Consider the following 16,730-nt stretch of genomic DNA (forward strand, 5'->3'; position numbering starts at 1 on the left):
CAGCGAAGCTCTGATAGGCGTAGATAAACCACTTAATAAACATCTAACGACGAAAGACTATATTCACAAATTTAACTCATAACGACATCACATGGTCAGCGCCTTTGCAACGCTGCTGCTACCCATCGTCCTAAGGAATATTCATGACAGACATTAATAATTTGACAGATATTATCGACCTAGAACAAGTACAAACTGCTTATGTTAATGGTCGTTATTTGGCGGTCGATGACACGCTCACTACTTTTGAAGATATCAACCCAGCGACTGGCGAGGTATTGGCTACCATTCAACAAACAAGCAATGAGCAGATTGATGAGGCGGTAAAAGTCGCGCATAAAGGTCAAAAAATTTGGGCCGCGATGACGACTGTGGAACGTGGTCGAATTCTCTCAAAGGCTGTTGAGATATTACGTGCGCGTAATGATGTGCTGGCATTGCTGGAAACAAAAGATACGGGCAAAGCATACTCTGAGACAAAATATGTCGATATCGTCACTGGTGCTGATGTCGTTGAGTACTATGCAGGGCTGGCACCAATGATTGAGGGTCGTCAGATTCCATTACGTGATACGAGCTTTGTCTATACTCGCCGCGAGCCGCTGGGCGTGGTCGCTGGTATCGGTGCGTGGAACTATCCTATTCAGATCGCAATGTGGAAAGCAGCACCTGCACTGGCTGCTGGCAATGCAATGATCTTTAAACCGTCAGAAGTTACTCCTCTGACTGCCTTAAAACTGGCTGAGATTTTTACAGAAGCAGGACTGCCAGATGGTGTGTTCAATGTCGTACAAGGTAATTACGAAGTAGGTCAAGCACTAACCAATCATCCAGATATCGCCAAAGTATCGTTCACAGGCGGCGTACCGACAGGTAAAAAAGTTATGTCAAGCGCAGCAAGCTCGTCTTTAAAAGACGTGACTTTAGAGCTTGGTGGTAAGTCACCGCTGATTATATTTGAAGATGCCGATATTGATACCGCCGCTGACATCGCGATGATGGCCAACTTTTATAGTACCGGTCAAGTATGTACTAATGGTACGCGTGTCTTTATCCCTAAAGCGCTACAAGAAAAGTTTGAGCAAGCCATCTTGACGCGCGTCAATCGTATCAAGCTAGGCGATCCGGTGGATGAGAACATCAACATGGGTCCACTGGTTAGCTTCCCACATATGGAGCGCGTGCTTGGCTATATCGAGCAAGGCAAGCAAAGTGGTGCTCGTCTGTTAACAGGCGGTGCACGCGTCACGACAAACGAGCTTGTAAATGGTGCTTTTGTCGAACCGACTGTATTTACAGATTGCAGCGACGATATGACTATCGTCCGTGAAGAAATCTTTGGTCCAGTCATGTCGATATTGACCTATGAGACCGAAGAGGAAGTGATTCGCCGTGCTAACGATACCGATTATGGCTTAGCAGCTGGTGTGGTGACGGCTGATCTGAAGCGCGCGCATCGCGTCATCGCTCAGATCGAAGCAGGTATCTGCTGGTTAAATACGTGGGGTGAGTCAGCAGCACAGATGCCAGTCGGTGGTTACAAGCACTCCGGTATTGGCCGCGAAAACGGTGTTGAGGCGCTTGAGCATTATACTCAAACCAAATCTATCCAAGTAGAGTTGGGCGCGTTTGAATCGGTCTTTTAAGCGTTGATAGTTTAGCAATTTGTATTAAAAGAAACTAAGACAGTAAGGTCATCCTCCAGCTTTACTTGACCTTTCTGATACGAAACGATTTATGTTTTTTCCATATTATGGAGCATGTTATGACATCAACCACACCTGAGTACGACTACATTATAGTCGGTGCAGGATCAGCAGGAAATGTGCTGGCCACGCGTTTGACCCAAGATGCCAGTATTAAAGTATTGCTATTAGAAGCAGGTCGCCCAGACTATCGACTAGATTTTCGCACCCAAATGCCAGCCGCGCTTGCCATGCCATTGCAAGGCACGACTTATAATTGGGGTTACAAGACAGACCCTGAGCCCTATATGAATAACCGTGTTATGGATTGTGGTCGTGGTAAAGGGCTTGGTGGCTCATCGCTTATCAATGGTATGTGCTATATCCGCGGCAATGCGCTGGATTTTGATGATTGGTCTGAGATAAAAGGGCTATCAGACTGGACATATTCAGATTGCCTACCGTATTTCAAAAAGTCAGAAAACCGCGATGTTGGCGAAAATGACTATCACGGTGCGGGCGGCCCTGTTGAGATGACCACCTCAAAGCCAGGGGTCAATCCGTTGTTCCAAGCCATGATCGAAGCGGGCGTACAAGCGGGCTATCCACGTACCGAAGATTTGAACGGCTATCAGCAAGAAGGCTTTGGCCCGATGGATCGATTCGTGACCCCTAATGGTCGCCGCGCGTCAACCTCTCGCGGTTATCTAGATCGCGCCAAGCCGCGTAGCAATATCACGATCTTAACAGGGGCGCTGACCGATGTGATCTTATTCGATGGTAAGCGTGCCGTTGGTGTCAAAGTAGAGCACGACGGTCAGACCAAAAAGTTCTATGCCTCTCGTGAAGTGGTAGTTTCGTCTGGTGCGATTGCCTCACCTCAGCTATTGCAGCGCTCAGGTATCGGTCCTGGTCAGTGGCTAAAAGACGCGGGCGTGACTGAAGTACTAGAGTTGCCAGGTGTGGGTAATAATCTACAAGATCATTTAGAGCTATATATGCAGTATGAATGTAAGCTACCCGTTTCCATTGCCCCTGCAAACAAATGGTGGAATAAGCCTGCTATCGGTGCTGAGTGGTTGTTTAATGGTACTGGTCTTGGTGCCTCTAACCAGTTCGAGGGCGGCGGTTTTATCCGTACCGATGAGAAGTTCACTCATCCAAATATTCAGTATCATTTCTTGCCATTGGCGGTACGTTACGATGGACGTAGTGCAGTCAAATCGCATAGCTTTCAGGCACACGTAGGGTCGTTACGCTCACCAAGTCGTGGTCGCGTCAAGCTGACGTCACGTGACCCGAAAGCGCATCCAAGTATCTTGTTCAATTACATGTCTCATGATCAGGATTGGCAAGAGTTCCGCGCGGCGATGCGTATCACGCGTGAGATCATGCATCAGCCAGCGCTCGATCCTTATCGTGGACGTGCTATTGCACCGACTGATGATTTGGTGACGGATGCTCAGTTGGATGAGTACGTACGTAACCATAGTGAGACCGCGTATCACCCATCTTGTACTTGTGCGATGGGCGAAGACAATGACTCCGTCGTCAATGGTGAAGGTCTGGTACACGGTATCGATGGCTTACGCGTCGTCGATGCGTCCATCATGCCCAACATCATCAGTGGCAACCTCAATGCCACCACGATCATGTTGGCAGAAAAAATCGTTGATAAAATGAGAGGTGTACAGTTGCCACGATCAACGGCAGATTACTATGTCGCCAATGGTGCACCGCTGCGCGCTGAGCCTATGCGTGACTATCTCTCGACTATTTAAGTTAAATACAAACTTACATGTCAGTAACTGAATAAATAACAATATAAGAAAATTTTAACTATAAGGCCTTTCTAAGTAGAGGCCTTTTTTATCAGCGCTAACGTATTGGTACGATAAATATCGTTATGGTTGAAGCTGTTTATAATTCTATTTGCGTTTTATTTATTGGTACTGCTTTGTCCGTCATGCGGTGATTTATATATTGTGTGACAATTATCCATAATACTATGCCGGACAAAGCAATATCGGACCCTGTTTAATTTACCTATTGAGGTCTTTTATGTACAGTTCGCCATCACAAGATGTGACGAAACCTTTGAGCCTAAACAAAACGGTGTTTTTGGGCTCTGCTATTATTTCTATTTTATTGATAATCTGGACCATTGCTTTTCCAGATTATAGTGAAACCTTGCTGAGCGCTAGCATGACTTGGGTATCAGACAAGTTTGGCTGGTATTACATGTTGGTGGTTGCCGCTTATAGTATCTTTGCATTGTTTGTTGGTTTTTCTAAGTACGGCGACATAAAGCTTGGTCAAGACCACGAAAAAGCACAATTTCCGTTTTTGGCGTGGGCAGCCATGCTGTTCTCAGCAGGTATCGGTATTGACTTGTTGTTCTTTGGTGCTTCTGAACCTTTGATGCATTATTTGACCCCGCATACAGGTTTAGAACCTGCTAGTACTGAGGCCATGCGCGAAGCACTAGCGCAAACCTTTTTACATTGGGGTCTGCATGGCTGGGGTATTTATGCCTTGATTGGTATGGCGTTGGCTTACTTTGCTTATCGCAAAAACATGCCGCTGGCACTACGCTCGCCGCTGACACCAGTATTTGGTGAACGCTTAATCAAAGGCTGGCTAGGCGATGGTATTGATACCTTTGGTGTCGTCTGTACGTTGATGGGTATTGCAACGAGTCTAGGTATTGGTGTGCTACAAGCTAATGCTGGTTTGACCCATGTATTTGGCATCGAATCTAGCAAGATGGTTCAGGCACTGATCATTGTGGGCGTTGTCGCGGCAGCTGCTATCTCTGCGATGACAGGTGTCGAAAAAGGCGTACGTCGTCTGTCTGAATTCAACATGTTGTCATCAATTTTGCTATTGCTTGCCATACTCGTGATGGGTAATACCGTATACCTATTGAACACCTTTACCCAGAATATCGGTCAATATTTCCAGACCATTATTTATAAGACCTTCGATGTTTATGCTTATGATGGTGCTGCTGGTGCCGAGTGGAAATCTTGGTGGACGATATTTTTCTGGGCATGGTGGGTTGCTTGGGCACCATTTGTAGGTCTATTTATTGCGCGTATTAGCCGTGGACGCACGCTGCGAGAGTTCGTGTTTGGCGTGATGTTTATTCCACTGGGTTTCATTTTTGCATGGTTCTCTATCTTTGGTAACACGGCAATAGACTTGGTTGCCAATGGTGCAACTGAGCTTGGCGAAATCGCTGTTAATGACGCTGCGATGGGTATGTTTGCGTTATTTGAGTACTTCCCTTATAGCGAGGTGCTGTCATTTGCTGGTGTAGTGATTGGTCTGATATTCTTTGTGACCTCAGCGGATTCAGGGGCGTTGGTACTTGCAAACCTGAGCTCACGAGGCATGACTAATGATACGGATGCACCGGTATGGCTGCGTTTATTCTGGGCGGCAGCAACGGGTCTTATTACGCTAGGCTTATTGTTTGCTGGTGGTTTTGGCTCATTGCAGTCGGTTTCTGTGATCGCAGGCTTGCCATTCTCTATCATTCTTGTGCTCTACATGATAGCGATGTGGAAGTCACTAAAAGAAGAAGGCAACAAACGCAAAGCGAGTACTATTGGTACTGCCAATGTCCTTGATAACGGTAAAGGCTGGAAAGCCCGCTTGCAACGTATTGTGAGTTTCCCAGGACATGCGCAGGTCGAAAAATTCTTGCACACTGTGGTGATGCCTGCCATGAGTGATGTCGAAAAAGAGTTCGAAGCGGGTGGTCTAAAAACCTCGCTAGATATCCATAATCTTGCGAGTATTGGTGAAGGTATCGATGCTGGTATGGATCAAGACAGCGGTCAAGTTGACGGTCTAAAACTGCGTGTCGGTCATGGTGATGAAGATGACTTTATTTATGAAGTACATTTGATCAAAGCTGAGCGCCCTAACTTTACGCTGAATACGTCAAGCAAGCATGCAGAGTACTATTATCGTGCTGAGGTATTCTTGAGAGAAGGGTCGCAAGAGTATGACTTGGTTGGTTATACCAAAGAGCAGGTACTGGTCGATATTCTCAATCAGTACGAGCGTCACTTGCAGTATTTATATCTAGAGCGTTAATTGACTATAAATAGCTATCCATTTATATAGGTACGATAGCTCATCATTGAACGCTTATATAAGAAAACACCCCATAAGTTGATGACAGCTTATGGGGTTTCTTTATGACAAAAACTCAGTCAGAAAGCAGGTGATGACCAGTCAAAGTAATTAATAAAGCAAGAAGTCAATACAAGCAGCATGTATAAGGTAAAATTAACTAAGACTGTGCTGATCAGCCAATAAATTGAGCATTTAAGCAAAGGATATCGTTGTGACTACATTAAAATACATTGCTCATTATCCAGAGCACATCCAAACTCAAGTTGCAGAGATGATGAGTGATGGCAGGTTAGGGGTATATCTCAAAAATAAATACCCCACCCAGCATGAGATCCAAAGTGATAAGGCGCTCTATCACTATATCAATGAGATAAAAAACCAATACATGCGTAAGATTGGCCCGCTATCAAATGTCAGCTATAGCAGTAAATTAAAAGTTCTAAAACATGCGCTAGGAATGCATACCACACAGTCTCGGGTACAAGGCAGTAAGCTCAAGTCGCACAACAGCATCACGGTGGCCAGTTTGTTCAAAGACGCGCCGCCAGATTTTTTGCGCATGATAGTGGTGCATGAGCTTGCGCACTTCAAAGAGCATGACCACAACAAGGCGTTTTATCAGCTGTGCTGTCATATGGAGCCTGAATATCATCAACTGGAGCTGGATATGCGTTTATGGTTGCATTGGCAAGAGCGCTGATTACATGGACGTTATATAGCCATACCATGTGTTTGCTGATAACTGAAAACACTCATCATTTGCAGTAACCGTGCTAAGCTTGCCTGTATTAAAATTTTTGCCATCAAACTATTCGCAATTAAACCATAAATACACATACGTACTCTTTTATTACTTCACTAAAAATAGAGAAAAAAATGATCAATACCAAAATATATAAAGCCATCTATACGTTAGCCGAAGAGCTATTAGAAGCTGATCGTAGAGGCAATCAAGCGAAATTTGACGAGCTTTATACTGAGCTAAAAGCCATCTGTACCGATAATGAAAATACTGATAAAGACCATCCAGAGCAATGGGAAACCTTGGCTGATTTTACAGAGGATTTAGATGAGGCATTGGTTATCTATGACAAAGCACTAATCAAAGCCACTGCTATCAACTCAAAAGATCATATGTCTTCAATAGCTTTTTCTATGGCAGTACTACAGCTTGAGATGGGTGAAAAAGAAACAGCCATCCAAAGTTTGCAAAATGCCAAAGTCACGGCAAACAAAATTGAAGACAAAGAATTTAAGGTTGAGATCGATGAGATGCTTACCAAACTATTGGCAGAGTAGTCTCAACTATAATCAATCCTCTATGAATTGAGTAATCTGATATGCAAGACGTACCGGTAGTGATTGTTGGTGGCGGGCTAAGTGGACTGTATGCTGCCTTTTTATTAGAGCAAAAAGGTATTGCTTATAGGCTGCTAGAAGCGCGTGATAGATTGGGCGGTCGTATTGCAGTCGCCAGTTTCTCAGGTGCGCTCCATAATGGACAGGCTGCTCATGACACAGGCATAGCTAATAAATATAGTGCTAATCAAGATAGTGCTAACGCATTAATCACAGATGATGCATTTGATTTGGGTCCCTCTTGGTTTTGGCCTGACTATCAGACGCAGTTAAGTACGCTCATTGAATCGCTGAATTTATCACGTTTTGCGCAGTTTGAAGCGGGCGATATGATGGTTGAGCGCGCTACTGATCAGCAACCCGTGCGAATGCAAGGCTATAAAAGCGCGCCGTCTTCTATGCGCCTAGTCGGTGGAATGGCGGCTTTGATTGAGGCGCTATATGCCCGCTTAGACGTTAAAACCATCATTACCAACCAAACTGTGCAGCAGTTAAGTAGAGTAGGTGAGTATATTAACGTACAGAGCGTAGATACCTCTGGACAACTGACCATAACTCGAGCGCGTCATGTCCTGCTTGCGCTACCGCCCAGACTGGTAGCGGGTCGGATAGCATTTGAGCCAGCGCTACCACAGGAGCTAATAACACAGTGGCAACATACAGCAACGTGGATGGCGCCCCATGCCAAATATGTGGCAGTCTATGAAACGCCGTTTTGGCGAGATAATGGTCTCTCAGGGGCCGCGCGTAGTGCGATAGGACCACTCACTGAGATACATGATGCTTCTACTGTAGACAGTCATGGTGCCCTATTTGGCTTCTTTGGTGTACCGGCGCAGGCACGCCAAAGTGTCTCTGATATCGTGCTAAAACAACATTGCCGTGCACAATTGGTACGTTTGTTTGGTACGCAGGCGAGTAGTCCGGTAGCTGAGTATCTCAAGGACTGGGCGCAAGACCTATTGACAGCGATGCCTGCTGATATCAATGGTAACGGGCAACATGCCGCAGCACCACCAGCCAAACCAAAAACAGGCGCATGGCAAGACCAACTAACAGGCTGCGGTAGCGAGTGGTCAGCACCGTTTCCTGGTTATATTGCTGGCGCTATTGATGCAGCAGTTATAGCAGTGCAGAGCTTACCTGCGACAGTATTATCCAAAGAGTAAGTATTGCCAAAAGCCATATAGTTATACAAAAACATCGTCATCTAATAGGATAGTTGATGAATGACTCCCTCAAGCAAAAACCTGATTATAATGCGACTTGGCTGGTACCTGTTGCTTGCCTACTGGTCGGTGGTGCGCTCACAGGTATCTCAACCAATCTCGCCAAATACGCTGTCGATATCGGTCTTACGCCACTAGCGTTTTTGTTTTGGTCGATCACTGGTGCAGCTATTATTCTAATGATAGTTGCCTTCATTAGACAAGAAACACTTCCTTTTAGTGCCAGAAGCTTTAAGTACTATTTCGTTGCTGCCTTTGTCAGTGTGGCTGCTGCCAACTTACTGTTATTTTCAGCGATTCCTCATGTTGGCGCAGGGTTCGTCGCTCTTATTATATCCTTACCTCCATTGCTGACGTATCTTGGCGCACTGCTGCTGCGCATAGAGCGCTTCTACCTCACCCGTGCGCTTGGTGTCGCTGCGGCACTTTTAGGAGCAGGGGTGTTGGCTATCCATAAGCTCTCCGCCCCAGATACCAGCGTGTTTTGGATTTTGGTCGCGCTGTGTGGACCAGTACTACTCGCCATTGGTAACATATACCGGACACTACGCTGGCCTGATAATGCCGCATTTAGTGCACTCGCTCCGGGGATGCTAGTCGCCGCCTCTCTACTGCTGGTTCTATTTAGTGCGGTATTTAACTTTTCTGTCACGATACCTTTAGAGAGTGGGCTACCGCTTGGGTTGATAGCTGTACAGGCAGGTGTATTTTCTGGACAATTCTTATTACTGTTTCTATTACAAAAAACAGGCGGTCCTGTTTTGCTCAGTCTACTAGGGGCGGTCGGGGCCATCTTTGGTGTCCCTATTGCGATATTTTTGCAGGGAGAGCATCCGCCTGAGGGTTTGCTGTTAGGAGGTTGTCTGATTACTATTGGCATAGCACTGGTGACATGGGGCGGTGTAAAAATGTCGACGGTCACAACAAAAAAAGAATGAAGGGCACTTAGCAAACGCGCCAATAGGTAAGCATATCTGATCAATACTCTATAATCGTGCAAGTATCTGATATCTTGTCTTAATTACTTATACAGTCTATATAGATCCAATAATTGGTTACGATTCTCTCAAATCAATTTTTGTGAATAGGGCAAAAAAGGAGTATAAGTATCGGGGTTATTGTTGTCATGGATTCAGGCTATGAATGCAGCCATGCGTTATCGATTATTGAATAATATTACGATTCTGATAAGTGTCATTGGGGTCGTTGTTGCCTTGTTAGATAGTGGTTTTACACTGCCGACGTGGCTACAACAAGGTTTCCATATTTTTTATCTAGTCATTATTTTTTTGAGCTTTGTGGTGACGGTTGGCCGTTATATCTACACAAATAAGCCGTTCACGCTTAATAAAGTGGCGGTATTCGATGCCTTTACCAGTATCGCTATTATTATTTTACTTGCGGCACACTTTACTGACCTAATGCGTTTTGGGTTGTCTGCCGCTGTTGATGGCTTCGTCGCCATCAAGATAGCCGTGTTTGTCACCTTTATCCGTGAACTTTCTGATCACAATTTTAATCTTAATCGTACCTTTCTGCATCCTGCGCAGTTTTTTATTCTAAGCTTTTTGGCGGTGGTGCTGATAGGCGCCCTGCTGCTAATGATGCCCAATGCCACAACGCAGCCGTTATCCTTTGTTGATGCGCTCTTTACCGCGACCAGTGCGGTTTGTGTGACAGGACTTATTGTGGTGGACACGGCGACCCATTTTACGACGTTTGGACAGGCCATTATTATGGGCTTAATACAAGTCGGCGGCTTAGGTATTTTGACATTTGTGACTTATTTTAGTTACTTTTTTAAGGGCGGCGTCAGTTATGAGACGCAAGCCAGTATCAGCGAGATGTCGTATATGCGCGGTATGGGCAACGTAGTCTCGACCTTGAAGTCAATCTTATACGTGACTTTTGGTGTTGAGGCAGTAGCAGCGGCACTGATTTATATCAGTATCTATGATATACCCGATATGAGTTGGTCTGAGCAGTTGTTCTTTTCGATTTTTCATGCAATTTCAGCTTTTTGTAATGCGGGGTTTTCGACCTTTAGTGCTGGCATGTATGACGATTCGCTACGCTTTAATTACCCGCTACAGCTGATCGTGGCGATGACCTTTATCTTTGGTGGTATGGGTTTTACTATTGTGGTCAATGTACTGCGCTATCTACGGCATCGCATTGAGCGACTACTGTATCGTCATGATCAACGCTATTTTTATCAGCCTTGGTTGCTCAACATCAATAGCCGCATTACCTTGATTACGACTGGTGCGCTATTGCTGGTCGGTCTGGTTGGGGTAATGATATTTGAATACGATAATGTGCTCGCTGACCATACCAGTATTTTTGGTAAGCTGGTCACAGGATTCTTTACCGCTGCCACGCCGAGAACCGCGGGATTCAATGTGATTGATATGGGTGAGCTGGCATTCCCAACAATCATGCTGACGATATTTTTGATGTGGATTGGCGCGTCACCAAACTCGACAGGGGGCGGTATTAAGACCAGTACCTTTGCGATTGCCTTATTGAATACACTCAGTCTAGCCCGTGGGCAAACGAAGATCGAGGTGTTCAAACGTCAAATTGCGGAAATCTCCGTGCGCCGCGCATTTTCTATTATGTGGTTGTCACTGCTGGTTATCGGTACAGGCGTGACACTCATTAGCTATGATCAGCCAGAGCTTGATTTGATCAAAGTAGTGTTCGAGTGTTTTTCAGCATACAGTACAGTAGGGCTGAGTTTGAATCTAACAGCAGATTTGTCAGATTTTAGCAAAGTGGTGATATCGGTCATTATGTTTGTTGGTCGGGTCAGTATGCTAACGATATTTATTGCGCTACTCAAAAACATGCGCCAACGCAATTATCGCTATCCAACTGAGGAAATTACGATTAACTAAATTTTTATACATAAATAATTTTACGTTTAGAAGCGAAAAATATAGTTTAAAAAAGGTCATCAAGGTCATGAAGTATATTATCGTAGGATTGGGGAATTTTGGCGCGTCACTAGGCTCTGCATTGACTAGCCAAGGGCATGAAGTGATTGGCATTGATAGCAATATGCAAAGGGTCGAAACCTATAAGGAAGTTATCTCTCATACGCTCTGTATGGATGCCACAGATGAGTATACCGTAAGCGGCTTACCCATCATTGATACTGACATCGTCATCGTGGCAGTTGGCGAAGATCAAGGCGCAAACGTGATGGCAACGGCGTTATTTAAGACCCTAAAAGCAAAACGGTTGATCAGCCGCAGTATCAACCCACTGCACGAAAAAGTCCTACAGGCTATTGGGGTGGACGATTTGATTCATCCTGAAAAAGAAGCGGCCAATCGCTGGGCCAAACGACTGTCGCTACGTTATTTTGTCGATTCGTTTGAGTTAAGCGATAACTTCAGTATGGTAGAGATTAATATTCCAAGTGTATTGATCGGTAAGACCATCGATGAATTGCAATTGGAGCAAAAGTTCAATATACGATTGCTTAGTACCTTGCGCTATGAGTATTATGAAGACAGCTTTGGTCGTACTCAGAGCAAACCGAGCATTCAAGGATTGGCAACGCCAGAGCAAGTATTAAAAGACCACGATGTACTGGTCATTTATGGCGCGAACAAACACATCAACCAGTTTTTACGTAGTGTGGGTGTGAAAATCAAATAACGGCTCAACAGCGTAGTGACATGAGAAGATACAGGGGGAGTTTATGAATAAGCGCAGTGTAGCCGCTCTATTGGTTGCCGCTATGGCACTACTGTCTGGCTGTGATCCGTCCGCGCAAGATCCGAACGTCACCCTGTCCGAGAATCAACAGGACCCGATTGAGGCGTTGGAGGTGACGTCCAATGTGGATCGTAGCGAGTTCAGCTATAAAGAAACCTTTTATGTCCCCATCTATTCTGATATCTATACTGATAAAGACAATCGTAAAGTGTTACTGGCTGCGACGTTGAGCGTACGTAATACCACGTTGGAAAAATCACTATATATCAATAAAATTGATTATTACGATACCGATGGCGCTCTTGTCAAATCCTATATAGACAAGCCAATCGAGCTACCTGCGATGGCCACGCTCAACTATATCGTTGAAAAAGAAGAGAACAAAGGCGGCGCTGGTGCTAACTTTATTATCGAAGTTGAAGGCGCGGATGAGACGGTCAAACCTGTCATTGAAGCGGTCATGATTGGCAATTTTAGCAACAAAGGATTTGCGTTTAGTACCGAAGGCACGCCTGTGATACATTAATCGGATGTGTTAAAGAAAATAGCAATGTCGGCAGTGTTAACAACGGCAATAGCGGTAGTTCCATTTAGGATAGCGACATTTGAGATAGTGATATTCGAGATAGTGACATTCAAGGAAGAATTATGTCTGCAACCAAAGAAGAAATCAACGCCTTTATGGCAGTGGAGTTCCCACAAACAAAATGCGTCGTTGAATCAGTAAGCGCGCATGGCGCGACCTTATCACACGATATTGGTATCAATGAGCTACGTCCCGGTGGCACCGTGTCTGGCCCTATCATGATGGCTGTTGCTGATGTTGCTATCTATGTGGCAATACTCGGAAAAATCGGCATCGTGCCATTGACGGTGACGACGAGCTTGACTATCAACTTTTTGCGTAAACCATCAGCAGATGCTCGTATTATCGCTGAATGCACCTTACTCAAAGTAGGGCGAGCGCTGATAGTGGGTGAGGTGTCTCTGTATTCGGAAGGCTCGGATGACGTTGTCGCACACGTAGTCGGCACATATTCTGTACCGCCTCAGCGTATATAAACTTCTACTTCATAGTATATATTGCTTGAGTAATAAGTCTTTTATCGTTAGATTAGTACGCATTGAGTATTATAGACTTAGAGATCAAGACCATCATATTGCAATATTAGATCTCATCGAGATGATTTATCGTCATGATTTAATCATTACCTTTGAATTATTGGATGACAGTCATTAACGTAGTCACTACTACAGAATACTCTGCATAAAACAAACCTCGTCAAGCATAACAGCTTGCGAGGTTTATTTTATGGTAGTACGGATTTCTGAAAGGTGGTATGAGTTGGCATTTATTTTGCAACATTAAAGAACCAGCAACTATTATTTTTATAAATATTTAAATAAACAATAGTTTGTTTAATGATGGGGTGAATTTTCATGTAAGATAGCACCTGCTCAGAAGAATGAGAGGTTTTTGTACGATAAAGCGATCTGGATAATTGATTTATATTAATAAAATTAATGACTTAAGATAAAATTTGCAGGTAAAAAGCGATGTACGGTCGGTTGGATGGTTTGACCGTACTGGTTTGCAACTATAGTAACAGGTAGCATAAAAGTATACATAAGTGCCCAAAGGTGATTCGGAATACAGTAAGTAAGGGAGTAGTCATGGGAAATATACTCAGAAAGTCTATCAATATCATTGTCTTACCGATCATGTTATTAGGAATGACAGCATGCTCTGTGACTGGTAACAACAGTATAGATAACGATGGAGATAGTCGCCATGTGAGTAAGGTTGCATGGAACAACCAAACTGATGCTGATATCAACTATATATTAGACCAAAATGTATCTTCTGATAAAACCCGTTTGGTATTTATTAGATCCAATGACCGTTACTCTGAACAAACGAGTGCCAACATCGCAGTAAACAATCGGTTTCAAGTGAGTCTCCATGCAGGCAACTATACGGTTGTTGAATCATGTGTTGGTATAAACCAGTTAAGCGCTCATGCCACGGGGTTTAAGGACAATAACTTGCTGGCAAATAAAAAAGAGTATGAGTTAGTAGGTGGTCAAACTTACTTTTTTTATGTGAATATGGCTCAAAAGGGTCAAAGCACCTTAGAGCAGATCACTACCGCTAGCGCATTGCAACTACTAGAGAAAAAGCGTTATCAGTCTCATCAAATCAGTCGCGTTGTTCCTAACTGCCCATTACCTATCATAGCCGCACCACCAATTAATCCACCTGCTGTTATCAAAACACCGACACCAGCATTATCCGAAAGAATATCTATTGATCTTGAAATATTGTTTGAGACAGACAAGTCGATGGTACGTCCAGCCTATTATGCAAAAACGACCGAACTGGTCACGTTTATGAAGCAGTACCCGAATACTGTGGTAACTATCGAGGGACATACAGATAGCCGTGGTCAAAATGACTACAATCAAGCATTATCACAGCGCCGAGTCAATGCAGTGAAAGAGATACTAGTTAACGAGTTCGGTGTTGCACCCAACCGTATAAGTGCTATTGGCTATGGCGAGTCGCAGCCAAGAGCAAGTAATGATACTGCAGCAGGAAGACAGCTTAATCGCCGCGTCATCGCTGTAGTAGAAGAGCAGCCGCAAAATGAATAATAAAAGGCATCCAAGTGGATTTTATTCATTTAAAACGGCTTTGACCGATTATTCTTTGGCAATGAGTGCCGCGTGATATCTCTCTCAAGTTATATTATCCCAATTGAAAAACAGATAACAATAAATAGAAGGTAAAAAATATGAACACGATTATAGTGAAAACCAATAGTGCAACTCAGACTGTCGCGCAAGTACAAGTAGTCACCGAAGATGGAAAGCCTACTATTATTCAAGCTGTGGACAAGGTTAATTACGAGTTTCATGATACGGCAATCGGTCGTGCGCCCAATCATATTATTACCAAGCGTCTAAAAAATGATCTGCATGTCTCGTTCGAAAAAGATGGCGAAAACAGTGATCTTATAATAGAAGGGTTCTACGACGAGGCAGACAGTGCACTGCTCGGAATCGCTGAAGATGGTGAGTACTATTACTATATTCCGGATACTGGTGAGACTTACGACTATGTCACGCAGCTAGAGACAGGGGATGTGGAAGGTCAGGCATTGGGTGGCACTGAATATATAGCGGCGGCTGCGATACCTTGGTGGATACCTGCAGCAGCAGGAGTTGGCTTAGCTGGTCTAGTAGCAGCCCTTAGTAGTGGCAGTGATGATGACAATGAGCCAGCTGAACCTGCTTCTATAGTGAGCCTTAGTGGGGTGATGAACCTAAGCGAAGCAGATGCTGCCGATAATGCGAATACAGCGTTGTACACAGTCAGTCTGGATAAAGTGAGTGAGACAGATACTACAGTTACGATAACGATCACACCTGGATCTGCTGATGGTGATGACTATAGTGCGCCAGCCACGCAAACAGTCACGATTCCGGCTGGACAGACCTCTGTTGATTTTAGTGTGCCGATTGTCAATGATGATGTCTATGAAGGAGCAGAAGGTTTTCAAGTAGCGATCACAAGTGTCAGCACGGGCAGAGCTACTATTGATACTGCCAATAGTACTGTAGAAACGACTGTATATGATGATGGTACGACTGATGGTAGTACACCGGTCGATCCTAACAATCCGATGACAGGAAGTGATGTACCCGTGGTCAGCATTGTGGCAACTGATGGTCAAGCGATTGAAGGGATTGATAATGGGTTAGTTTTCGCTGTATCACAAAACAAAATTAGTAACTTCAACACCTTAGTTGACGTAAAAATTAGTGATACAAGCAGTATCGAATTGGCAGATATTGCTTCTATTAGTTATGTTGACATTGATGGTGTTACTGTATTTCTGAGTAATGCAAATGATATCCAAGATTTTCTTATCAATGGAACGAGTGTCAGAATACCAGCAGGACAGAGCTCGGCACCAGTCATTAATGTCACAGTGGTCGACGATGCCATCTATGAGGTCTCAGAAGCCCTAAGCATGAGCATCAGCAATCCGATCAACGCCAGCATTGGCACCGCCACTGATGTCGCCACCATCTTCGATGAAAATGCAGCAGACGGCACCGTCAACGAGGGCGACAAACCGAGCGTTAGTGTGGGCAATGCCAGCGCCACAGAAGGGGACAATCTGGTTCACCAAGTCACCGTCAATGGCATCACCGAAGCGGATGTCACCTATGACTTTGACTTGGCAGGTAATAGCGCCACCGAGGCCACCGACTTTAGCAACGCCCCCGTCTTTAGCAACGGCGTCATCAACAATAATGATGGCACCATCACCGTCCCTGCTGGGGTGACCGACTTTACCGTCAGCTATCCGACATCAAATGATGCCATCCTTGAGAACGATGAAACCACCGAGCTTACCATTGGCAATGACAGTGGCACTGGCACCATCATTGATGCTTTAGATGCCATTCCTGTGGTGAGCATTGCCGCGGTGAGTGATAGCGCTACCGAAGGGGCAGACGACAGCATCGTCTTTAGTATCAGCCAAACGGGCGCAACGGACAAAGACAG

General features: G+C 44.7%; 13 protein-coding genes. All 13 read left to right on the forward strand.

Translation table 11 applies throughout. The features are described 5' to 3' along the window. Nucleotides 1–143: 143 nt before the first annotated feature. Complete coding sequence (gene betB / locus ACTXGL_RS07765; protein WP_443526032.1) at nucleotides 144–1,646, forward strand: betaine-aldehyde dehydrogenase; 1,503 nt, start codon at nucleotides 144–146, stop codon at nucleotides 1,644–1,646. A 119-nt stretch (nucleotides 1,647–1,765) separates the two neighbouring features. Continuing rightward, on the forward strand, nucleotides 1,766–3,466 hold the full coding sequence (betA, locus tag ACTXGL_RS07770) for a choline dehydrogenase (protein ID WP_443526033.1): 1,701 nt from the start codon (nucleotides 1,766–1,768) through the stop codon (nucleotides 3,464–3,466). 280 nt (nucleotides 3,467–3,746) lie between these two features. Beyond that, nucleotides 3,747–5,792 carry a choline BCCT transporter BetT gene (gene betT / locus ACTXGL_RS07775; protein ID WP_443526034.1) on the forward strand — a complete coding sequence of 682 codons (2,046 nt, stop codon included), beginning with the start codon at nucleotides 3,747–3,749 and terminating at the stop codon, nucleotides 5,790–5,792. Nucleotides 5,793–6,045: 253 nt separating this feature from the next. Beyond that, nucleotides 6,046–6,534 (forward strand): M48 family metallopeptidase, encoded by a 489-nt coding sequence (locus ACTXGL_RS07780; protein WP_319052195.1) that lies wholly within the window; start codon nucleotides 6,046–6,048, stop codon nucleotides 6,532–6,534. 176 nt (nucleotides 6,535–6,710) lie between these two features. After that, entirely contained in the window at nucleotides 6,711–7,133 is a 423-nt protein-coding gene (locus ACTXGL_RS07785; protein ID WP_443526035.1) for a tetratricopeptide repeat protein, read from the forward strand. A 41-nt stretch (nucleotides 7,134–7,174) separates the two neighbouring features. Continuing rightward, entirely contained in the window at nucleotides 7,175–8,362 is a 1,188-nt protein-coding gene (locus tag ACTXGL_RS07790; protein WP_443526037.1) for a flavin monoamine oxidase family protein, read from the forward strand. Nucleotides 8,363–8,418: 56 nt separating this feature from the next. Next, complete coding sequence (locus tag ACTXGL_RS07795; protein ID WP_443526038.1) at nucleotides 8,419–9,360, forward strand: DMT family transporter; 942 nt, start codon at nucleotides 8,419–8,421, stop codon at nucleotides 9,358–9,360. Nucleotides 9,361–9,561: 201 nt separating this feature from the next. Beyond that, nucleotides 9,562–11,322: a potassium transporter TrkG gene (locus ACTXGL_RS07800; protein WP_443526041.1), complete on the forward strand. Its 1,761-nt coding sequence runs from the start codon at nucleotides 9,562–9,564 to the stop codon at nucleotides 11,320–11,322. A 67-nt stretch (nucleotides 11,323–11,389) separates the two neighbouring features. Next, nucleotides 11,390–12,091 (forward strand): potassium channel family protein, encoded by a 702-nt coding sequence (locus ACTXGL_RS07805; protein WP_319052200.1) that lies wholly within the window; start codon nucleotides 11,390–11,392, stop codon nucleotides 12,089–12,091. Nucleotides 12,092–12,134: 43 nt separating this feature from the next. Beyond that, on the forward strand, nucleotides 12,135–12,677 hold the full coding sequence (locus ACTXGL_RS07810; protein ID WP_443526042.1) for a DUF3124 domain-containing protein: 543 nt from the start codon (nucleotides 12,135–12,137) through the stop codon (nucleotides 12,675–12,677). A gap of 122 nt (nucleotides 12,678–12,799) precedes the next feature. Then, nucleotides 12,800–13,213 carry a PaaI family thioesterase gene (locus ACTXGL_RS07815; RefSeq protein WP_443526043.1) on the forward strand — a complete coding sequence of 138 codons (414 nt, stop codon included), beginning with the start codon at nucleotides 12,800–12,802 and terminating at the stop codon, nucleotides 13,211–13,213. 612 nt (nucleotides 13,214–13,825) lie between these two features. Further along, nucleotides 13,826–14,806, forward strand: a complete 981-nt coding sequence (locus ACTXGL_RS07820; RefSeq protein WP_443526044.1) for an OmpA family protein — start codon at nucleotides 13,826–13,828, stop codon at nucleotides 14,804–14,806. Between the two features lie 140 nt (nucleotides 14,807–14,946). Next, a partial coding sequence (locus tag ACTXGL_RS07825; protein WP_443526046.1) for a Calx-beta domain-containing protein occupies nucleotides 14,947–16,730 on the forward strand: 1,784 nt, incomplete at its 3' end.

This window comes from Psychrobacter sp. T6-6, assembly GCF_052258185.1.
GTDB lineage: Bacteria > Pseudomonadota > Gammaproteobacteria > Pseudomonadales > Moraxellaceae > Psychrobacter.